This window comes from Nocardia alba NBRC 108234 (genome assembly GCF_001612665.1).
Lineage (GTDB): Bacteria > Actinomycetota > Actinomycetes > Mycobacteriales > Mycobacteriaceae > Nocardia > Nocardia alba.
This window is the reverse complement of the sequence record NZ_BDAX01000006.1, coordinates 177781-202421: the sequence shown is the minus strand read 5'-3', so window position 1 is coordinate 202421 and position 24641 is coordinate 177781. Positions and strand designations below refer to the sequence as shown.

The following is a 24641-nucleotide window of genomic DNA, read 5'->3' as shown; positions in this document are numbered from 1 at the left end:
GTCTGTGGAAACCCCCCGCCGCACGGGCCGTGCTGGTCGCCGACGTGCAATCGGCGCACCGTTGTTCGGTCAACTGCTGACGGCCGCCGTCGAATCCGCGGCCGATTCGATCGCGCTGCGCTACAACCCCACCGGGATGCCCGGCGCGGAACATCACCTCACTTATCGTGAGCTCGACGAGCGATCCACGCGCCTGGCGCGCGAACTCATCGACCGTGGCATGGGCGCCGGCGACGTTGTCGCGATCGCCATCGCCCGCTCGATCGAATCCGTGCTCGCCGTGTGGGCGATCGCGAAGACCGGCGCCGCGTACGTGCCGGTCGATCCGGCCTACCCGGCCGACCGGATCGCCCACATCGTCGCCGACTCCGGCGCGAGCATCGGCCTGACCACCGCGGCCCATCGCGCGTGCCTCGGCACCACCGCGTACTGGATCGAACTCGACGACCCGGTGGTCGCCGAACGCATCGCCGCGCGCCCCGCGCATGCGGTGAGCTACGCCGACCGGGTGCGCCCGATCGACGAGCGCCATCCCGCCTACGTCATCTACACCTCCGGTTCCACCGGCAAACCCAAGGGTGTCGTGGTCACCCACACGGGCCTGGCCACGCTGGTCGCCGCCGAGCGCGAACACTTCGGCGTGGAAGCGGATTCGCGCGTGCTGCATGTTTGCTCGCCGAACTTTGACGTCTCGGTGCTCGAGCTGCTGCTGCCGTTCAGTGTCGGTGCGACGCTGGTGATCTCGCCGCCGCGGGTCTTCGGTGGTTTCGAGCTGTCGGACCTGCTGCGCCGCGAACGCATCACCCATCTGCTGATCACCCCCGGCGCGCTCGAGTCCGTCGACCCGGCCGGGCTGCCGGACCTGACCAGCGTGATCGTCGCGGGCGACCGGTTCGGCCCGGAACTGGTCGGTCGCTGGGCAACCGGTGGGCGCGCGTTCTACAACGGCTACGGCCCGACCGAGGCGACCATCCTCGCCACCAGCACCTCCGCGCTGCGGGCGCACGCGCCGATCACCATCGGTAGCGCGGTGCCCGGCATGGGTTTGTACGTGCTCGACGCCCGGCTGCGGCCGGTGCCCGCCGGAGTCGTCGGCGAGCTGTACCTGTCCGGTCCCGCCCTCGCGCAGGGGTATCTGGGCAGGCCGGGACTCACCGCGGAACGCTTCGTCGCCTCGCCGTTCGGGCCGGGCAGGCTGTATCGCACCGGTGACCTGGTGCGCAGGCTCGAACACGACGGCACGCTGGAATACCTCGGCCGCACCGACTTCCAGGTGAAGGTGCGCGGTTTCCGGATCGAGCTCGGCGAGATCGACAACGCGCTCACCGCGCACCCCGACCTCGACTACGCGGTGACGCTGGGCAAGACGATGCCCTCGGGCGCGACCGCGCTGGTCGCCTATGTGCTGCCGGGCGCCGGCGCCACGGTCGACACCGGGGAACTGGCGGAATTCCTCGCGGAATCGTTGCCCGCGTACATGATTCCGTCGGTGATCATGGTCCTCGACGAGCTGCCGCTGACCCCGGTCGGCAAGCTCGACCGCGCCGCGCTGCCGACGCCGGTGTTCGCCGCGCGCGGCTTCCGCGCGCCCGCCACACCGGCCGAACAGGTGGTCGCCGACGTATTCGCCGCGTTGTTGCTGCGTGAGGGTGCGGGTCGGGTCGGCGCCGACGACGACTTCTTCGAACTGGGTGGCGACTCGCTGCTGGCCGCGCAGGCGGTGGCCCGCATCGGCGCCGCGCTGGACGTGCGGGTCCCGGTGCAGGCGGTGTTCGAGGCGCCGACCGTCGCCGGACTGGCCAATCGGGCCGAGCAGCAACGCGTTTCGGCGCACGCGCTCCCGCTGACGCCGCGTCCGCGCCCCGCGCTGATCCCGCTGTCCTACGCCCAGCAGCGAATGTGGTTCCTCAATCGCTTCGACCCCGCCTCGGCCGTGGACAACATCCCGGTCGCGGTCCGTCTCTCCGGACGCCTCGACCTGCCCGCCCTGCGCGCCGCGCTCGCCGACATGGTCGCGCGCCACGAAGTCCTTCGCACGGTGTACCCGGTGTCGGAAGGAATCGGCGGCGATGGACACGGCACGGTCCTCGACGGTGAAGGCCATCAGCTGGTACTGGCCGCGGGCGACCCCGCCGCGATGCCGGAGTTCGACGTCGTCGAGGTGGCCGAAGACGATCTCACCGAGGCGATCGGCGCCGCCGCGCTGACCGGTTTCGACGTCACCGCCGCGCCGCCGGTGCGGGTGCGGGTACTCGCGATCTCCGACAGTGAGCACGTCATCGTGTGCGTGGTGCACCACATCGCCGCCGACGGCTTCTCCTTCGCGCCGCTGACCAGGGATCTGCTCACCGCCTATGCCGAACGTCGGGGTGGCGGCGCGCCGCAGTGGCCTCCGCTGCCGGTGCAGTACGTCGACTACACGCTGTGGCAGCGCGAGCTGCTCGGCGCCGAACAGGACCCGAGTTCGTTGCTCGCCGCGCAGGTGGCCTTCTGGCGCGACACCCTGTCCGGCCTGCCCGAACAGCTCGAGCTGCCCACCGACCGGCCGCGTCCCGCCGTGTCGAGCAGGGCGGGCGGTTCGCTGAGCGTGCAGGTGCCTGCCTCGGTGCACGCCGGTCTGTCCGCGCTGGCTCGCGAGCACAACGCCACGCTGTTCATGGTTGTGCACACCGCGCTGGCGATGCTGCTGGCCCGGCTCTCCGGCACCCGCGACATCGCGATCGGCACCCCGGTGGCCGGTCGTGGTGAGCAGGCGCTCGACGAGCTGATCGGCATGTTCGTCAACACGCTGGTCCTGCGCACCGAGGTGAATCCGGCGACGAGTTTCGCCGCGCTGCTCGCCGAGGTCAGAGCCCGCGATCTCGCCGCCTTCGGGCACGCCGACGTGCCGTTCGAGCGGCTCGTCGACCTGCTGGAGCCGGTGCGTTCGACGGCTCGGCACCCGCTGTTCCAGGTGATGCTCACCTTCCAGAACCTGGCCCGCGCCGACCTCGCGCTGCCCGGTCTCGCGGTCTCCGCCGCCGACTTCATGGTGCCGCTGGCGAAGTTCGACCTACAGGTGGAGCTCGCCGAACAGATCGGCGTCGACGGAGCGCCGCAGGGCATGGCGGCGACCTTCGTCTACGCCACCGACCTTTTCGACCGCGCCACCGTCGCCGACTTCGCCGACCGTTGGACGCGGGTACTCGCCGCGGTGGTGGCCGACCCCGCGAAGCCGGTCGGCGATATCGACGTACTCGCCCCTGGTGAGCGCGAACTCGTGCTGCGCGAAGGCTATTCGCAAGGCATCGCGGTGCCCGAGGTGACGCTCACCGACTTGATCACCGCCCAGGCGCATCAGCGTCCCGAGGCGATCGCGATCAGGGCGGGGCAGCGGTCCATCACGTTCGCCGACCTGCTCGGCCGGGCATCGGCGCTGGCCCGCACGCTCATCGCGCAGGGCGCGGGCCCGGAAACCCTGGTGGCCGTGGCAGTCCCGCGCACCGAGGAACTGCCGGTGGCGCTGCTCGCGGTGCTGCTGTCGGGTGCGGGCTACCTGCCGATCGACTCCGGATACCCGGCGCAGCGGCTGGCCTACATCGTCGACGACGCGAAACCCGCTGTGCTGCTGGCGACTTCGGCCGAGCGCGACCTGCTGACCGCACTCGTCGACCTGCCTGTGGTGCTGCTCGACGAGCAGTCCGGCTACCCCGAGGCCCCGCTGCATCCCGGTGAACGCCGCGCCCCGCTGCGTCCGGATCACCTCGCGTACGTCATCTACACCTCGGGTTCCACCGGTCTGCCCAAGGGCGTCGGGGTGACCCACCGCAATGTGCTCGAGCTGTTCGCCAACACCCAGCTGCTGTTCGCCTTCGACGAGGACGACGTGTGGACGGTGTTCCACTCCTTCGCCTTCGACTTCTCCATCTGGGAACTGTGGTGCGCGCTGGCCGGCGGGTCGTCGGTCGTCGTCGTCGACCACCTGACCTCCCGTTCACCGATCGAATTCCGCGAACTGCTGGCCCGCGAACAGGTGACGGTGCTGAGCCAAACCCCCACCGCCTTCGCCCAGCTCGACGAAGCCGACCGGGCCGCGCAAGCCGCGGGCGCGACCCCGCTGCCGCTGCGGTACGTGGTGTTCGGCGGTGAGGCGCTGGATCCGCGCAAGCTCAACCGCTGGTACGACCGCTACGGAAACGGGCCGGGCGCACCGGAACTCGTCAACATGTACGGCATCACCGAGACCACCGTGCATGTCTCGCACCAGGTGCTGACCTCGAACACGGCCGACATCGTCGCCGACCGGGCGACAACGGATGTCGACCACATCGGGGGAGCGGGCGTCGACCTGCCGGGCAGCCTCATCGGCCGCGCCCTGCCCGGACTGTCGGTGGTCGTCCTCGACGACCGGCTGCGCCCGGTGCCGTTCGGCGTGGCGGGTGAGCTCTACATCGCGGGCAACCAGCTCTCGCGCGGCTACCTCGGTAAGCCGGGCCTCACGGCGACCCGCTTCGTCGCCGACCCGTTCGGTGAACCCGGCGCTCGCCGCTACCGCTCCGGTGACCTCGGCCGCTGGATCGGCTTCCGCGGCGCGCCCACCCTCGAGTACGGCGGGCGCGGCGACCAGCAGGTGCAGCTGCGTGGTTTCCGCATCGAACCGGGCGAGATCGAGGCCGCACTGCTCCGGGTGCCCGGTGTCGGGCAGTGCGCGGTCATCGTGCGTGTCGACGAGCACGCGGGCGACCGGCTGATCGCCTATGTCGTTCCGGCGACCGACGCTGTCGAGCCCGACGGCGTGAAGGCGCCGGTAGGCGCGCGCTTCGGACGCGGTGACAACGGTGCCGGATTCGACGAATCCGCTTCCGGCGTGGCCCTCGATCCGGTGCGCGTGCGAGCTGCTGTCGCCGAATTCCTCACCGGATACATGGTTCCCGACGCCGTCGTGGTGGTGCCCGGCCTGCCGATGACCACCAACGGCAAACTCGACCGCGCCGCACTGCCCGCGCCGGAGTTCACCGCCGCCACCACCTTCCGCGCACCGACCACGCCGATCGAACTCAGCGTCGCCGAGGTGTTCGCGACGCTGCTCGGTGTGCCGGAGATCGGCTTGGACGACAACTTCTTCGACCGCGGCGGCAACTCGTTGCTGGCCACCAGGGCCATCGCCCGCATCGACCAGGCCCTGAGTACCGACCTGGTGGTGCGCGACCTGTTCGAGGCGCCGACCGTCGGCTCGCTCGCCGCTCGCGTACGCCCCGGTTCGGTGGCCGCGCCGCGTCCGCCGCTGATCCCGGCGCAGGATCGCGGCGTCGTTCCGCTCTCGCCCGCGCAGCAGCGGATGTGGTTGCTCAACCGCATCGATCCCGATTCGCCCGCCTACAACATCCCGCTGGTTCTGCGGTTGCGCGGCGCGCTCGACACCTCCGCGCTGCGCTACGCCGTCGCCGATGTGCTCGAACGGCACGAGGCGTTGCGCACCCGCTTCCCCGCCGATGACGCCGATGCCGTTCCGTACCAGGAGATCCTGCCGGTCAGCGCGGTGCTGCCGACCGGTCTCGCGCTCGAGGAGTGCGACGATCCGCGTGAGCGGGTGATGCGTCTGCTCGCAGGCGGTTTCGATGTCGCCGAGCGAGTTCCCCTGCGCGCCGGGCTGTTCACCTCGCCCGCCGACGACCCGCTGGCGGAGGAGGAGTATGTGCTCGCCGTGGTGGTGCAGCACATCATCGCCGACGGCGCCTCGCTGGCCCCGCTGGCCCGCGACCTCGTGATCGCCTATCGGGCACGCGTCGAAGGACGCTCGCCCGCGTGGTCGCCGTTGCCCGTGCAGTACGCCGACTACGCGCTGTGGCAGCGCGAGGTGCTCGGCTCGGAATCGGACGAGAGTTCTACCGCCGCAAGGCAACTGGAGTTCTGGCGGCACACCCTGGCGGGTCAGGCCGGGACGGTCGAGTTGCCACACGACCATCCGCGACCCTCGCATGCCTCGTTGCGCGGCGCCGATGTGAGCACCACCCTGACCGCCGACGTGCACGCGCGCCTCGGCGAGATCGCCCGCAGGCACAACGCGTCGCTGTTCATGGTCGTGCACGCGGCACTGGCCGTGTTGCTCGCCCGGATCTCCGGCAGCACCGATATCGCGATCGGCACCCCGATCGCCGGACGGGGTGAACCCGAGCTCGACGACCTGGTCGGCATGTTCGTCAACACCCTGACCCTGCGCACCCAGGTCGACCCGCGCCACGGCTTCGACGAATTGGTCAGCACCGCACGCGAAGTGGGCTTGGCCGCCTTCGCCAACGCCGACCTGCCGTTCGAGCGCGTGGTCGAGGAGGTGGCCCCGACCGGCACCGTGTCGCACAACCCGCTGTTCCAGGTGGTGCTCTCCTTCCACAACAACGAGAGCCCCGTGCTGCGCCTACCCGGGCTCACCATCGAGGCGATGGATCTCGCGGCCCGGCCTGCCAAGTTCGACCTGCAGGTCAATATCGAACCGCGCCTGTCCGCGACCGGCGAACCCGATGAGATCGGCGTGGTGTTCACCTACGCCACCGACCTTTTCGAGGAGCACACCGTCGCGGCGTTCGCGCGCGGGCTCGCCGAGATCGTCACCGCGGTCGCCGCCGATCCCACGGTGCGCGTCGGCGATATCGATCTGCGTGACGCCCGAGAACGCGAACGCGAACTGACCGCCGCGGCCTATGCCCCGGCACCGTCGGCCAACGGCGCGGCGCTGGCGCAGGAACTGGCCTCGGCCGTGGAGGAAGACCCCGACGCACCCGCGCTCGAAGTCGGCCACACCGCGATCGCCTACGCCGAATTCGATGCCCGCTCCTCGCAATTGGCGCGTTCGCTGATCGCCCGAGGCGCCGGACCCGGCACGGGGGTCGCGGTCCGGCTCGACCGCGGGGTGGACGCGGCGATCGCGACCTGGGCGGTGCTCAAGGCGGGCGCCGCCGTGGTGCCGCTGATGACGATGGACGCGGGCCTGCCCGGCAGTAACCTCGAGGTCAAGCTCGGCCTGACCATCGACATCTTCGACGCCCCCGACGGCCTCGACTGGTACGACCTGGCCGACCCCGCGCTGCGCGCCGAGCTGGCGGCGGAATCACCGCGCCCGATCGGCTACGCGCACCGCACCCGCGCCCTGCGCGGCGACGACGTGGCGTTCGTCGGCGGTGGCCGCACGCTGAGCTTCGACGAGTTGGCGACCGCGGCCGAGCGGGTCGCCGAGCGCACCGGACTCAATTTCGAATCACGCACACGAGCGGCGGGCCGACCGGATTCGGTGGCCGGTGTGCTCGAGATCGTCGCGGCCGCGATCGCGGGCGCGACGCTGGTGATGGGGGTAGACCAGGGGGGCGCGGACGAGGTGAGTCATGTGTTCACCGAGTCCGCGGTGGCCGTTGCCGAGCCAGGCGACGGGACTGGTGCGACGATTGTCGCGCTCAGTGAGATGATCGGCAACGCCGGGCAGCCGCACGAGCGGCGCGCGGTGGTCGGGATGGATGGATAGGTGGAACGAACACTGGCCCGTCCGCGCGCGGCGCGGATGAGTGACAGTGCGCGTCGATATCGGTATGAGGTGTGCATGACCGGGCAACGGCAAGTCGACTCCGTCGATCGGACGGCACTGTCGTGACCCGAGCGAACCGGGCGACCGGCGCCCGTGCCCGGCAGCGCGGGAAGTCACTGCCGCAGCTGCTGTCGGTGGCGGTGGAATCCAACCCCGGTGGTCTCGCGCTGTCGTGGGACGACGGGGTGTCCGCGCCGGTGCGCTGGACCTATGCCGAGCTCGACGAGCGTTCCAACCGGCTGGCGCGGTTGCTGATCGCGCGCGGTGTCGGTCCCGAGGACGTGGTGGCCGTCGGCATTCCGCGGTCCCCGGAATCGGTGCTGGCGATGTGGGCGGTGACCAAGACCGGCGCCGCGTTCCTGCCGGTCGACCCGAACTATCCGCCCGCCCGGGTGAGTCACATGCTCGGCGACTCCGCGGCGGTGCTCGGGGTCGCGGTGGGCACGGCGATGGACCGGCTGCCCGGCACGCTCGAGTGGCTGTGTCTCGACGACGACCGCGTCCGGCGCGCCACCGATGACCAGTCCGGCGATCCGGTGACCTTCGCCGACCGGGTGCGTCCGCTGCGGCTGCAGCACCCCGCCTACGTGGTGTACACCTCCGGTTCGACGGGCCTGCCCAAGGGCGTGGTGGTGACCCATGCCGGGCTGGCCGGATACTGCGCCGAGCAGCGCGCGCACTACGCGATCGAGCCGAACTCGCGCACGCTGCATTTCGCGTCGCCCTCGTTCGACGCGGCCGTGCTCGAACTCCTGATGGCGGTGGGTGCCGGCGCTGCCATGGTGCTCGTGCCCGCGGGCATTCTCGGCGGTGCGGAGCTGGCCGATGTGCTGCGCCGAGAAGCCGTCACGCACATGTTCATCACCACCGCCGCGCTGGCATCGCTGGATCCGGCCGGGCTCGACGCGCTGGCCGTGGTCACCACCGGTGGCGAGGCGTGCCCGCCGGACCTGATCCGGCGCTGGGCCACGGATTCGCGCCGGTTCCACGACTGTTACGGACCGACCGAGACCACCATCGTGACCAATATCAGCGCGCCGCTGGTGGTCGGCGACACGATGAACATCGGGGCGCCGCTGCGCGGTGTGACCGAGTACGTGCTCGATGAGCGGCTGGTCCGGGTGCCCGACGGGATGATCGGTGAGCTCTACATCGCCGGGGCCGGGTTGGCGCGCGGCTATCACCGTCAGCCGGGGCTGACGGCGTCGCGCTTCGTCGTCGATCCCTTCGCCGGGGGCGATGGGCGGATGTACCGCACCGGTGACCTGGTGCGCAGGCGGGTGGACGGTGCCGTCGAATTCGTCGGCCGCAACGACTTCCAGGTGAAGGTGCGCGGGTTCCGGATCGAGCTGGGCGAGATCGACACCGCGCTCACCGCGCACGACACCGTCGACTTCGCGGTGACCGTCGGTCATGAACTCGACAACGGCACCACGATTCTCGCCGCCTACGTGCATGCCGCGCCCGGCGCGCGCATCGACACCGACCAGCTGTTCGAGCACGCCAGGACCGGGTTGCCCGCGCACATGGTGCCGACCGCGCTGACTGTGCTCGACACCATTCCGCTGACTCCGGTCGGCAAACTCGATCGGGCCGCGCTGCCCGCGCCCACCCTGCGCGCCGAGGAGTTCCGGGCGCCCTCCGGTGCGATGGAAGAGCTGGTGGCCTACGTCTTCACCGAGCTGCTCGCGCCGGCGAACCCGCTGGGCGCCGACGACGACTTCTTCGCCCTCGGCGGCAATTCGCTGCTCGCCACCCGGGCCGCCGCGCGCCTCGGGGCGGAGCTGTCGGCGCGGGTGCCCGCGGGCCACGTCTTCGAGAGTCCCACTGTCGCCGGGCTCGCCGCGCTGCTGGAGCCGCTGAAGGGCGCGGGCGGCCATGCGCCGCTGGCGCCTCGCGAACGCCCCGGCCTGATCCCGCTCTCCGCCGCGCAACAGCGGATGTGGTTCCTCAACCAGTTCGATCCGAATTCGACGGCCGAGACGATCCCGTTCGCGCTGCGCCTGTCCGGACCGTTCGACGCGCGCGCACTGCACGCGGCGCTGTCGGACCTGGTGGCTCGCCACGAATCCCTGCGCACGCTGTACCCGGTCCATCAGGCCGACGAGTACGAGCGCGGTGGCGACGGCGCGGTGGTCGACGGCGTCGGTCACCAGGTCGTCCTGCCGATGGCCCAAGCCGTCCCCGATGTGCTGATCGACTCGCTCGCCGAGGACGAATTGCCGCTGTGGCTGGCCGAATTCGCCGGTACCGGGTTCGATGTGGCCGCCGGTGTGCCGTTCCGGGTGGCGCTGGCCGAGCTCGGGCCGAACGAGCACGTGCTCGCCATCGCCCTGCACCACATCACCGCCGACGGCGCCTCGGTGGCTCCGCTGCTGCGTGACCTGCTCGGCGCCTACCTCGCCCGGCGCAACCGCTCGCGACCCCGGTGGCAGCCGCTGCCGGTGCAGTACGTGGACTACACGCTGTGGCATCGCGAACTCCTCGGTGCCGAGGGCGACCCGGATTCGGTTGCCGCCGCGCAGATCTCGCACTGGCGGACCACGCTCGCGGGGCTGCCCGACCGGCTCGACCTGCCCACCGATCGTCCTCGACCGCCCGTATTCACCGGTCGTGGCGCCGAATTCGGCTTCCAGATCCCGGCGGCGGTCCACACGGCGCTCGCCGAGCTCGCCCAGCGCAGCGGCACCTCCGAATTCATGGTCGTGCACGCGGCTTTCGCGGTGCTGCTCGGTCGGGTCGCGCACACCGACGACATCGCCATCGGTACCCCGGTGGCCGGGCGCGGCGCCAGGGAACTCGACGACCTGATCGGCATGTTCGTCAACACGCTGGTCCTGCGCACGCACCTCGACCCGAGCACCAGCTTCGCCGAGTTGCTGCGCGCGACCAAGCGCGCCGATCTCGCCGCGTTCGCCCATGCCGACCTACCGTTCGAGCGCCTGGTCGAACTGCTCGATCCGGTGCGCTCGCAGGCCCATCACCCGCTGTTCCAGGTTGCCCTGTTCTTCCAGAACCTGGACCTGCCGAACCTGCGCCTGCCCGGCCTCGACGCCACCCCTGTCGAATTCGGCGGTGCGGTAGCGCGTTTCGATCTACAGCTCACGATCGTGCCCGGCGCCGATCCGACCGAACCGATGGCCGCGTCGTTCAACTACGCCACCGATCTGTTCGACGCCGACACCATCGAGATCCTGGCGGCCCGGTTCACCCGCCTGCTCGACGCGGTCGCGACCGACGCCGATCTCGCGATCGCCGAGGTCGACCTGCTCACCGAGGCCGAGCGCGAGCTGAGCCTGGTGAGCTGGAACGACACCCGTCATCCGGTACCACCGGAATCGATGCTCGACGCGTATCGCCGTGCGGTGCAGACACATCCGGACGCCACCGCGCTGGTGTACGCGGACACCGAGCTGACCTACCGGCAGTTCGACGAGCGCGTGAATGCCCTCGCCCGGCTGCTGATCGAGCAGGGCGTCGGTCCCGAGAGCCTGGTCGGCCTGGCTCTGCGGCGCTCGCCCGACCTGGTGATCGGGATGTACGCGGTGCTCACCGCCGGTGGCGCCTACGTGCCGCTGGATCCCGACCATCCGGCCGAGCGCATCGCCTACATTCTCGACACCGCCCGCCCGGCCTGCGTGCTGAGCACCCGCGCCGACGCCGTCGCTGTCGCGCCCGGCACCTCGCTGCTGCTGCTCGACGAGCTCGATGTCTCCGGCCTGCCCGGTGATCCGGTCCTCGCGTCGGAATTGCGCGCACCGCTGCACCCCGACCACCCGGCCTACGTCATCTTCACCTCGGGTTCCACGGGCAAGCCCAAGGGCGTCGCCATCTCGCACGCCGCCATCCACAACCAGCTGGTGTGGATGCTGGCGAAGTACCCGCTGGCACTGGGAGATGTGTACCTGCAGAAGACGGCGACCACGTTCGACGTGTCGCTGTGGGGCTATTTCATGCCGCTGCGGGTCGGCGCGAAACTGGTGCTCACCACCCCGGACGGCCACCGCGACCCCGCCTATCTGATCGACCTGATCGGCAAGCACAAGGTCACCGTCACCGACTTCGTCCCGTCGATGCTCACGATGTTCGCCGCCCAGGCGGCTGTCGACCCGAGCTCGACGACCGAAGGCCATGCCGACCTGGAGTCGCTGCGCGAGATCTTCGTCATCGGCGAGGCGCTGCCCGCCGAGACCGTCGATGCCATGGCCGCGGTCACCTCCGCCCGGCTGCACAATCTGTACGGCCCGACCGAGGCCGCTGTCTCGGTGACCTACTGGCCCGCCCGTCCGGGTGAGCGTTCGGTGCCGATCGGTCTGCCGCAGTGGAACTCTCGGGTGTACGTCCTCGACGAGCGACTGCGGCCGGTACCGCCCGGTATCGCGGGAGAGCTCTATCTCGCCGGCGATCAGCTGGCGCGCGGCTATGTCGCGCGACCCGGTCTCACCGCCGATCGATTCATCGCCGACCCCTTCGCCTCGGCATCGGAGGCCGCCTCGACGGGCGCGCGCATGTACCGCACCGGCGACCTGGTGGTGTGGCGTCGGCCCACCGCGAACGCCCCGCACCGACTGGACTACCTGGGGCGGATCGATTTCCAGGTGAAGTTCCGCGGCCAGCGGATCGAACTCGGGGAGATCGAGACGGCCCTGCTGGCGCACGAATCCGTCAGCCAGGCAGTGGCATTGGTCGCGGCGACCGAGCTCGGTGACCAGCTGGTCGCCTATGTGGTGCCGGTTCCCGGTCAGGCCGCCGAGCCGGACCGGTTGCAGGCCGTTGCCGCGAAGACCCTGCCGGTCTACATGGTGCCCGCCTCGATCACCGTGCTCGACGAACTGCCGCTCAACCCCAGCGGCAAGCTCGATCGCAAGGCACTGCCCGCGCCGAGTTTCACCACCCGGGCGTTCCGCGCGCCGAGCACCACGCAGGAGCGGCTCGTCGCCGGGCTGTTCGGTGAAGTGCTCGGCCGCACCGACATCGGCGCCGACGACGACTTCTTCGCACTCGGTGGCAACTCCCTGGTCGCCACCCGGCTGGTCGCCCGGCTCGGCGCCGCGACCGGTGGGCGGGTCGCCGTGCGCGCCCTCTTCGAAACTCCCACCGTCGCCGGACTCGCCGCGATGCTCGATCCCGCCGCGGTCCCCGAGCCGACCAGTGGCCTCGGTACCCTGCCCCGCCCCGACGAGCTGCCGCTTTCGCCCGCCCAGCGCCGCATGTGGTTCCTCAACCGCTTCGACCAGGGCGTCGACGACGGAGCCGCCGCCTACAACCTGCCTTTCGCGCTCCGGCTGACCGGTGCCCTCGATGTCGCCGCGCTCACGATCGCCCTGCGCGACGTCCTGGCCCGCCACGAGGTGCTGCGCACGATCTACCCCGACACCGCCACCGGTCCGATCCAGCGGATTCTGCCGGTCGAGGATGTCGACCTCGACGTCGTGGTGCGTAGGGTCGGCCCGAGCCGACCCGCGGACTCGGACCAGCCCGAGACGGTCGAGCCGTCGGAGCTGATGACCCGGCTGATCGAGCAGGTCACGGCGCTCGCGTCGACCGCGTTCGACGTGACGACCGAGGTGCCGCTGCGCGTCCAGCTGCTCGATGTCACCGGGCTCGAGCCGGACGCGCCAACGGAATACGTGCTCGCCGTGGTGGTGCACCACATCGCCGCCGACGCCTCCTCGATGGCGCCGCTGGTGCGCGATGTGACCACCGCCTACCTCGCACGGGCGGCCGGACACGCGCCGGAATGGGCGGCGCTGCCGGTGCAGTACGCCGACTACGCGCTGTGGCAGGTGGACCGCCTCGGCGCCGAGGACGAGACGGACTCGGTGGCCGCCCGCCAGCTCGCGTTCTGGCGCTCCGAACTCGCCGATCTGCCGGATGTGCTCGAACTGCCCACCGACTACCCACGTCCCGCCGTCGCCTCCCTGACGGGTGGGCGCGTGCCGGTGCGCATCGACGCCGCGACCCACATCGCGCTCGCGCGGCTCGCGCGCGAGCACGGCGCCACCGTGTTCATGGTGTTGCATACCGCTTTCGCCGTGTTGCTGGCCCGGCTGTCCGGCGCCGCGGACGTGGCGGTGGGTACACCCGTGGCCGGGCGCGGTGAGCGCGAACTCGACGATCTGATCGGCATGTTCGTCAACACCGTCGTGCTGCGCACCCGTTATGACGGTGGCGCCACCTTCGCCGAGTTGCTCGCCGCTCAGCGTGCGAGCGACCTGGCCGCGTTCGCCGCCGCCGATGTGCCGTTCGAGCGCCTCGTCGAGGTCCTCGATCCGCCGCGCTCCACCGCCCGCCATCCGCTGTTCCAGGTGGGTCTTTCCTTCCAGAACGTGGACCGCGCCACCCTGGAACTGCCCGGCCTGCGGATCGCGCCGGTATCGGCGGAACTGGCTGTGTCGCAATTCGATCTGCATCTGATCGTCGGCGACGGATACGACGCCGACGGCTCACCCACCGGCATCGAGGGGTTCTTCACCTACGCCACCGATCTCTTCGACGCCGCGACCGTGGCGGCCTTCGCCGACCGGCTGACGCTGCTGCTCGACGCGGTGGTGCGCGAGCCCGGCGTGCGGGTCGGCACGGTCGAACTGCGCACTTCCGAGGAAATCTCGGCCGAAATTGTCAGTGGCGCAGCCGATCTCGCTGTCCCCGGCGCAACGCTCGCCGATCTGCCGTCGGTGGCGCGTCCCGCGGCGGTCGCGCTCGTCGCCGATCTGCCGGAGGGGCGTCTGGAACTCACCTACGCCGAATTCGACGCACGGGTGAACAGGCTGGCGCGGCACCTGATCTCGATCGGGGTCGGGCCGGAATCGCTGGTCGCGCTCGCGCTGCCACGGTCGATCGATCTTGTGGTCGCCATGTACGCGGTGACCAGGTCGGGCGGGGCCTACGTGCCGATCGACCCCGATCAGCCCGCCGATCGCACCGACTACATCCTGCACACGGCGGCCCCGATCTGCGTGCTCACCAACGGTTTCCGGACCGACGCCGCGCCGCTGGTGCGAGTCGACCACCCGGTGATCGCCGCCGCCGACCCCGGTCCGATCACCGACGCCGACCGTCGTGCGCCGCTGCACCCGGACAACACCGCCTACGTCATCTTCACCTCCGGTTCCACCGGCCGCCCCAAGGGCGTGGCGGTGCCGCACGCCGCGGTGATCAACCAATTGCAGTGGCTACGCGGTGAATTCGGTACCGATGCCGCCGATGTGTTCCTGCTGAAGACTCCCGCCACGTTCGACCTGTCGGTCTGGGAGTTCTGGTCCGCCGCCGTCTGCGGTGGCCGACTGGTGATCGCCGCCCCCGACGGCCACCGCGACCCCGCCTACCTGGACGCCCTGATCACCGATGCCGGGGTCACCACCCTGACGGCGGTGCCCTCGCTGCTCGACGCGCTGTCGGGATACTGGGAGTCCGCCGCGCACGACCAGCGCAATATCGTGCCCTTGACCCGAATCCTCGCGATCGGCGAAGCCCTGCCCGCGGCGCTCGCGCAGCGCCTGCTGACGGTGCTGCCCGACACCAGGATCGACAATCTGTACGGTCCCACCGAGGCCGCCGTCTCGATCACCGACCACCGGGTCACCGCCGCCGACGTGCTGACCGTGCCGATCGGCACCCCCGAATGGAACAGCCGCGTCTACGTGCTCGACGAGCGTCTGCGGCCGGTCGCCCCCGGCATCAGGGGAGAGCTGTATCTCGGCGGCATCCAGTTGGCGCGCGGTTACCTGCGCAGGGCGGCCCAGACTGCCGATCGCTTCGTCGCCGATCCCTTCGAACCCGGCGCCCGGATGTACCGCACCGGCGACCTGGTCGCGCGCACCCCGCGCACGACCGGGCTGTCCGGCGGTGGGCTGATCTACCTGGGCCGCAGTGACTTCCAGGTGAAGATTCGCGGCTTCCGGGTGGAGCCAGGCGAGGTGGAAGCCGTGCTGCTCGGGCTGGCCGGGGTGGCTCGGGCCGCGGTCCTCGCTCGTTCCGATGCCCATTTCGGTGATCGGCTCGTGGCCTACGTGGTCGGCGCGGATCTCGATGTCGCGCAGTTGAAGTCCGCGCTGGGCGACAAGCTGCCGACCTACCTTGTGCCCGACGCCTTCGTGGTCCTCGACGAGTTGCCCTACACCGTCAACGGCAAGCTGGATCGAAAGGCATTGCCCGCGCCGGTCTTCGAGGCCGCCGCCTTCCGCGCCCCGGCCACCCCCACCGAACAGGTGGTCGCGCAGGTCTACGGCGAGATACTCGGCGTCGCCTCCGTGGGCGCCGACGACGACTTCTTCGCCCTCGGCGGCAACTCGCTGCTCGCCACCAGGGCGGCGGCCCGGATCGGGACGGCGCTCGATCGTACGGTCGGCGTTCGGTTGCTGTTCGAAGCGCCGACGGTGGCCGATCTCGCGCTGCGCGTGCACCGCTCGGACGAGGCCGCCGCACCGCGGCTACTCGCCGGACCGCGTCCGCGACGGGTGCCGTTGTCGCTGGCACAGCAGCGCATGTGGCTGCTCAACCGGCTCGATCCCGACGCGACCGTCTACAACATCCCGGCCGCGATCCGCCTCACCGGCGACCTCGATCTGTCCGCTCTGCGCCTGGCCGTGGCCGACCTGTTCGCCCGGCACGAGGTCCTGCGAACCCGTTACCCGGTGTCGCGCGCGAGCTCTTCCGCCTCGGGCGAGCTCACGGGCTCGAACGAGTCGGGTTCCGCGGAAGTTCGCGCGGATATGCCGTTCCAGGATGTGCTCGCCCCCGATGGGATGCGCGTCGACCTGACGCCCGTCGAGGTCGCCACGGCCGACCTCGTCGCCGCGGTGCGCGACATCGTCGCCACCGGGTTCGACGTCACGGCCGAACCGCCCGTCCGGTTGCGGCTGCTGCGGCTGGGCGCCGACGACCACGTCCTGGTGTTCGTCGCCCACCACATCAGCGCCGACGGTTTCTCCATGGGTCCGCTCACCCGCGACCTCGTCCTCGCCTACACCGCGCGCACGGCCGGCTCACAGCCCGCGTGGTCGCCGCTGCCGCTGCAATACGCCGATTACGCGGTGTGGCAGCGAGATTCGCTCGGCGACGAAGCCGACCCCGCCTCCGTAGCCGCCGCCCAGCTGGCCTACTGGCAGCAGGAGCTCGCCGGTCTGCCCGAGGAGATCGCGCTCCCCGCCGATCGTGCGCGTCCGGCGGTGCAGTCCTTCGCGGGCGCCACCAGCTCCTTCGAGATCGACGCCGCACTGCACGCCGAGCTCGCCGGGCTGGCCCGCGCGCAGGGCGTGACGGTGTTCATGGTCGTGCAGGCCGCACTCGCGGTGCTGCTCGCCCGCCTGTCCGGCACCGACGACGTCGCCATCGGGACCCCGATCGCGGGCCGCGGCGCCCGTGAGCTCGACGATCTGGTCGGCATGTTCGTCAACACCCTGGTGCTGCGCAGCCGGATCACCGAGAGCGATCCGTTCACCGCGCTGCTGACGCGGACCCGCGACACCGATCTGCGCGCCTTCGCCCATGCCGACGTCCCGTTCGAGCGGGTGGTCGACGCGATCCAACCCGCGCGGTCGGCGGGCAGGCATCCGCTGTTCCAGGTGGCGCTGTCGTTCGAGAACCTCGCTCCGGTCGCCTTCGAGCTGCCGGGAATCACGGTGGGCGCTCTGGACGCGCGCACCGCCGAGGCCAAGTTCGACCTGCTGCTCACCGTGCGCGAGCAGCAGGACAACGGCGGCATGCACGCCGAATTCGCCTACGCGACAGACCTGTTCGATGACGAGACAGTGCGCGGTTTCGGCGAGCGCTTCGTCCGTCTGCTCACCGCTGTCGCCGCCGAGCCCGAGCTGGCCGTCGGTGACATCGACCTGCTCGACCCCGCCGAATTCCGCGCGAGCATCACGTTCGCGGGCCCGGCCGCCGAGCCGGAACGCACCCTCGCGCAGTTGATGGACGACGCGGTGCGCGCCGATCCGACCGGCATCGCCCTGCGCGGCGGCGGGCGCGGATTCACCTACACCGCACTCGATGCCGCCGCCAACCAGCTGGCGCGCGGCCTGATCGCCCGCGGCGCCGGGCCGGAAGTCGCTGTCGCCGTGGCAATCCGACGCTCGGTCGAATCGGTGCTCGCGGTCTGGGCGATCGCGCGCACCGGCGCGGTGATCGTGCCGGTCGACCCGGGCTACCCGGCCGAGCGGATCAGCCACATGGTCACCGACTCCGGCGCCGTCTTCGGCATCACCCTCGCCGCCGAAGTCGCCGAATTGCCCGCGCTGGACGGTGAAGGCGGCTGGGTCGTGCTCGACGATCGGGCCTTCGCCGCCGAGATCGGCGGCTACGCCACCGTCACCCTGCGTGAGATCGAACTGCTCGCCCCGCCGCGCACCGGCAACGCCGCGTACATGATCTACACCTCCGGCTCGACCGGGCTGCCCAAGGGCGTCGTCGTGACCCATGCCGGGCTCGCCAACTTCTGTGCCGAGCAGAAGCAGCGCTATCGCCTCGACTCATCGACGCGCGCACTGGCTTTCGCTTCCCCGTCGTTCGACGCGTCGATGCTGGAGCTGCTGCTCGCCCTCGGCGGCGGGGGCACCCTGGTGGTCGCGCCCGCCGGATCCGTCGGCGGCACCGAGCTGGCCGAATTGATCCGTACCGAGGGCGTCACCCACACCTTCCTGACCCCGTCGGTCCTGGCCACCCTCGACCCCGACGGCATCCCCGGGCTGCGCGCCCTCATCGTCGGCGGTGAGCACGTACCCGCCGACCTGGCCGCACGCTGGAACACGCTGCCGCAGCGGCGCTTCCACAACGGCTACGGTCCCACCGAGACCACCGTCATGACCGCCATCAGTGACGCGTTGCAGCCGGACGAGCCCGTCCACATGGGCGGCCCGATCCGCGGCGTCCGCGCACTGATCCTCGACGAGCGCCTTCGCCCGGTCCCCGAGGGCGTCACCGGCGAGCTCTATCTCGGTGGCATCCAACTCGCCCGCGGCTACCACCAGCGTCCCGCCCTCACCGCCGCGCGCTTCATCGCCGACCCCTTCGCTGTCGAAGACGGCGCCGAATCGCCGTCCGCGCACAGCGCGACCGGCGCGCGCCTCTACCGCACCGGTGACCTGGTTCGCCGACGCGGTGAGGTGCTGGAGTTCGTCGGCCGCAACGACTTCCAGGTCAAGATCCGTGGTCTGCGCATCGAGCTCGGCGAGATCGACGCCGTGCTGGCCGACGCGCCCGGAGTCTCCTGGGTCGCCACCCTCGGCCGCGACAACGGCGCCGGCTCGACGATGCTGGTGTCCTATGTCCTGGCCGAGCAGGGCAGCCGACTCGATACCGCCGAACTCACCGCGCTCGCCGCGCGGGTGCTGCCCGACTACATGGTGCCCGCCGCGATCGTCGTCCTCGACGAGATCCCGCTGACCCCCGTCGGCAAGCTGGACCGGCGCGCGCTGCCGGACCCGATCGCCGTTCGCGGCGAGTATCGCCCGCCCCGCACCAGCGTGGAGAAGACCATCGCCCGGGTCATCGCCGATGTCCTCGCGCACGAGCGGGTCGGCCTCGACGACGACTTCTTCGCCCTCGGCGGGGACAGCATCACCGCCATCCAGGTGGTGTCGCGGGCCACCACCGCCGGCGTGATCCTACGACCGCGCGACCTGTTCGACGCGCGCACCGTCGCCGCGCTCGCCGAACGCGCCGAAGTCGCCGCCATGCCGAGCGTTGCGTCGGCCACGCTCCCGCTCACCGCTACCGCCGCCCAGCTCACCGAAGCGGGCGAGGCCGCGGTCGAACCCCGTGCGGTGCTGCTCGAGGTGCCCGCGGACTGCCCCGACGACGCTGTGGCCGCCACCGTGGCCGCGGTGATGAGCCAGCATCCGATGCTGTGGGCGCTGCTCGACCGCACCGGCGACACCCCGGTGCTGCGCATCCCGCCGCCCGACGAGCGCATCGGCGACGCCTTCCGCAGGCTCGACAGCGAAGACGGCGAGTCCTCGCTGCCCGTCGACGACATCGTGGCCGCGGCAGCCGCGGCGCTCGATCCGGACGAGGGACGCAATATCCACTTCGTCCTCACCGGCGACGCGGGCAGTGCGACCACCCTGATCGTCGTCGCGAATGCCCTTGTCCTCGACGAGAACTCGTGGCGCGCGGTCGTCGACCAGCTGACCACGGCATGGAGCCGCGGTCGCCACGCCGCGCCCGCCGCGCCCGATGCCGGGCTCGGCGAGCTGGTACGCCACCTCGCCGCGTACCCGTCCACCGCCGCCGCGCGGGCCGAACGCGCGTACTGGCATCGCGCGATCCGTTCCAGGGCAGACGAATCCACCGACCTGCACCTGCGCAACCGGGTCTCGCTGAGCATCACCGGCGAAGGCACCACCGCGGTGCGCACCGTCGCCGATGCCTACCGCGCCACCCTCGACGAGGTGCTGCTCACCGCCGCCGCGCTGGCCCTGCACACGGGGGCGGAGACCGCCGTGGCACGGGCGATCGGCACCGTGGTACGGCTGCGCGCCGACCAGCGCCTGCTCGGCGGGCCCGACGTCGACAACGTCGTCGGCGGGTTCACCACCGACTACCCGCTGGCGCTGCGCCTGGACGGCATCGACGTCGCCGACGCGCTCGTCGGCGGACCCGCCGCGGGAACGGCCCTGGCCCAGATCAAGGAACTGCGCCGCGCGGTCCCCGCCCACGGCGCCGGTTTCGGGCTGCTGCGCTACCTCGACGCCGACTCCGCCGACAGCGTCCGCACGCTGGATCGCGGCCGGTTCGCTGTCCGCATGCGCGACCTGCGCCCGGCGCGCGTGCACACCGATGTGGCCGCCGACGACCTCGCCCTCGTCCTCACGGTCGACGTGACCGATGACGGCCTGGTCGCCCGATTCGACTACGCCACCGCCGTCCTCACCGCGGACGCGGTCAAGACCTTCGCCGAACACTGGATCCGCGCGCTCGGCGGTCTCGCCGAACACGGATTGCGCCCCGGCGCGGGCGGATTCACGCCGTCGGACTTTCCACTCGTTCGCCTCGGCCAGACCGAACTGACCCGGCTGGTCCGTCGCTATCCGCAACTCAGCGACGTGTGGCCGGTGACGCCGCTGCAGTCGGGCATGCTGTTCCACGCGCTGCTCGCGGAGAACTCGGTGGACCCCTACATCACCCAGTTCGTCCTCGACCTCGATCTGTCCGTGGACGCCGAGCGACTGCACCAGGCGGCACAGACCGTGCTCGACCGCCACGACAACCTGCGCGTGGCCTTCGCCTCCGACGCCGCGGGCACCCCGCTGCAGGTGGTGCTCGACGACATCGACGTGCCGTGGCGGGTCGTCGACGCGGTGTCCGATGCCGCCTACCAGCGCATTCGTGCCGCCGATCTGGTCGCGCACTTCGACATGGCCACCGCGCCGCTGCTGCGGTTCACCCTGGTGCGCACCGCCGAGACCGCGCATCTGCTCGTCACCAGCCACCACATCCTGATCGACGGCTGGTCGACCCCGCTGCTGCTGCAGGAACTGCTCACCGCGTACGTGGTCGGCGGCCGGAGCAGGCACCTGCCCAAGGTCGCGCCCTATCGCGACTACCTGGCCTGGCTCGTCGGCCAGGATCTCGAAGCCGCCAGGACGGCGTGGCGCACCGCGCTCACCGGCTTGGCCGAGCCCACGCCGCTCGCGCCGGTCGATCAGGGTCGCGAGATCGCCACGGGCACAGGCGAAACCGGTTTCGCGCTCGCACCGGCCGACACCGCCGCGCTGAGCCGGCTCGCCGCGAGCCTCGGCGTCACGGTGAACACCGTGGTCCAGGCGGCATGGGGTCTGCTCATCGCCCGGCTGGTGGATCGCGACGACGTGGTGTTCGGCGCCACCGTCTCCGGCAGGCCCGCCGAGCTCGACGGTGTGGAACACATGGTCGGGCTGTTCCTCAACGCCATTCCGGTCCGCGTGCGGTTGCGTCCCGGCGATACCGTCGCCGAGTTGCTGCGCGAGCTGCAGGACGGGCAGGCCGCCCTGCTCGATCATCACTACCTCGGGCTGGGAGAGATCCAGGAGATCGCGGGCATCGACGCGCTGTTCGATTCGCTCGTCGTGTTCGAGTCGTTCCCGGTCGACCGCGAAGGGCTGGCACAGGCCGCGTCCGGATCGGCAGCCGTCACCGGGATGGACGCCGCCAACGGCACCCACTACCCGCTCACCGTGCAGGTGGTCGCCGACGAGCAGCTCCGAGTATCGGTGAAGTACCTGCGCGACGTCTTCGGCGAGGACACCGCCAACGCACTGGCGCAACGCTTCTCGATGCTACTGGCCAGATTCGTCGCCGATCCACAGGCCAGGATCGCCGAGATCGATGTGTTGCTGGCCGAGGAGCGCGCGACCCTGGCGGCGGTCAACGCCACCGACGCGCCCGAACTGCTCGACGAGGCGACGCTGCTGTCGCTGTTCGACGCGCAGGTCGGGCGGACGCCACAGGCCATTGCCCTGATCGACGGTGAAACCACCTACACCTACGCGCAATTCGACGAACGGGCGCGCGGACTCGCCGCCGCCCTTCGCGCGCGAGGCGCGGCGCCCGAGACGCTCGTCGCGGTCGCCATGCGGCGTGGAATCGACCTGGTGACCGCGATCTACGCGGTGTTGCGGACGGGCGCGGCGTACGTGCCGGTCGACCCCGACCATCCGGCCGAACGGACCGAACGGGTGCTGGCCTCGGCCGCGCCGATCTGTGTGCTCGCCGCCGCCGATTTCACCACCACCTCCGATATCCCGGTCGTCGACATCGCCACTGTCAGCGGCGAAGTGGCGGATCTCGACCTGCCGAAGGCCGACAATCTCGCCTACGTCATCCACACCTCCGGATCCACCGGTACGCCCAAGGGCGTGATGCTGACACACCGGCAGCTGGTGAACCAGTTCCGCTGGGCCCAGCGCACCTACCCACACGGCCCCGGCGAGGTGGTTCTGCACAAGACCCCGGCCACCTTCGACATCTCCACCTGGGAGTTGCTGTGGCCGTTGCAGACCGGCGCCACCGTGGTGATCGCCGCGCCCGACGGTCACCGTGACCCCGCCTACCTGGCCGAGGTGATCACCGAACACGCGGTCACCACCGTGCATTTCGTTCCGTCGATGCTCGACGCCTTCCTCGCCGATCGCGACCCGGGCGAGTTCGGCTCGCTGCGAAGGGTCTTCGCGGCGGGTGAGGCGCTGTCGTCGGCGACCGCCCGCCGATTCGCGCAGGTGCTGCCCGCGGCGGCGCTGGTCAACTGGTACGGGCCCGCCGAAGCCACCGTGGTGACAGCGGCACAGGTCGAAGCCGGTTCCGCCGTGAGTATTCCGATCGGCATACCGGTCGCCAATACCCGCGTGCACGTGCTGGATCGACAACTGCGACCCGTTCCGCCCGGCACCGCGGGGGAGCTGTACCTGGAAGGTGTGCAGCTGGCCCGCGGCTACCTCGGCGCGCCCACCCTCACCGCCGAACGGTTCGTCGCCCACCCCGGCGGCGGCAGGCTCTATCGCACCGGCGACGTCGTTCGCTGGACCACCGACGAGACCCTGGAGTATCTGGGCCGCAGCGACTTCCAGGTGAAGCTGCGCGGTCAGCGCATCGAGCTCGGTGAGGTCGAAGCGGTCCTGCGCGATCATCACAGCGTCCGCCATGCCGCTGTCGCGCTCGTCCACGGCCCGACCGGAGACCGCCTGGTCGGCTACATCGTGCCGACCGAGACGCCGGTCGCGCCGGCCCGCCCGTCGACTCGGCCGGAGGGCTATTCGATCGAAACCGGCTCCACCGCTGACGTTTTCGATCAGGTGGCGCTGCTCGCCCATGCCAGGGCGGCGCTGCCGTCCTACATGGTGCCGGCGACCGTGGTGATCATGCAGTCCCTGCCGCTCAACGCCAGCGGCAAGCTCGACCGCAACGCGCTGCCCGTCCCTGCCTTCACCACCCGCGCCTACCGTCCGCCGACCACGCCGTTGCAGCGCGCCGTCGCCGAGGTCTACGCCGAGGTGCTCGGCGCGGGCAAGGTCGGCCTCGACGACGACTTCTTCGAACTGGGCGGCAACTCGCTGGTCGCCACCAAGGCGATCAGCCGCCTGCGCACCAGAGTCGGCGCCGAGGTGCGAGTGCAGTGGTTCTTCACCGATGCCACGGTCGCCGCGCTGGCCGAGCGGATCGATGCCACCCAGTCCGCGGCCGGCGACCACGACCTCGCCTCCGACCTGGAATCCGACGACGCCCTGGGCGTTCTGCTGACCATCCGCAACCGGGTGCCGCACGGCACCGAGGCGGGCGGGGCGCTGTTCTGCATCCATCCGATGTACGGGCTGTCCTGGTGCTACGCCGGTCTGGCGCAATACATTCCGGCGCGACGGCCGATCTTCGGCCTCCAGTCGCCCGCGCTCAGCGAGGCGGGCTACCTGCCCGGCACGCTCGCCGAGATGGCACGCCGCTACGCCGCCGAGATCAGAACCCAGCAGCCACACGGCCCGTACCGGCTGATGGGCTGGTCGCTCGGCGGCGTGCTCGCCCACGCCGTCGCCACCGAGCTCCAGGCAGCGGGGGAGCAGGTGTCGCTGTTGGCGATGCTGGATTCGCATCCCGATATCGATGTCCCCGATTTCCATACCGCGGTCAGGGACGCGCTCGCCGAACTCGGCGTCGACATCAGCGCGGCGCTACCCGCCGCGGGGGTGCGCGAACTCAGCGAGGACGCGCTGGCCGCGCTGCACGCGATCATCCCGGCCAACATGGCCGTCCTCACCCCCGAACGGGTGCGCCGGATCTATCGCAGCGCGGTGCGCTCGGCCGAGTTGATCGCCGAACACCGGCCCGCGGTGTTCCGCGGCAGGCTCGAGTACTTCAGCGCGCTCGGACATGAGGCGGCGGCGGCCAATTGGGCCCCGTATGTCGACGGCGCGGTGCGTGATCGGCCGGTCGCGGTGGTGCATGATCAGATGACCTCGCCGCAGGCACTGGCCGAGATCGGGCCGCGACTGGCCGAACTGCTCGACGCGGGCGACCGCGCGGCCGGGGCGCGGTGACACAACATCCGGGGGCGCGATGGCATTCGTGGTGCCGGTGAGGCATGATGTGACCGCGCTGTTGTTGGGAGCACGGACCCGAATCG

General features: G+C 70.9%; 2 protein-coding genes. Both read left to right on the top strand.

The window, feature by feature from the left end:
• Window positions 1-4 precede the first annotated feature (4 nt).
• Window positions 5-7492 carry a non-ribosomal peptide synthetase gene (locus NA12_RS09190; protein WP_243655040.1) on the top strand — a complete coding sequence of 2496 codons (7488 nt, stop codon included), beginning with the start codon at window positions 5-7 and terminating at the stop codon, window positions 7490-7492.
• Between the two features lie 122 nt (window positions 7493-7614).
• Window positions 7615-24555 carry a non-ribosomal peptide synthetase gene (locus tag NA12_RS09185; RefSeq protein ID WP_067448336.1) on the top strand — a complete coding sequence of 5647 codons (16941 nt, stop codon included), beginning with the start codon at window positions 7615-7617 and terminating at the stop codon, window positions 24553-24555.
• Window positions 24556-24641 lie beyond the last annotated feature (86 nt).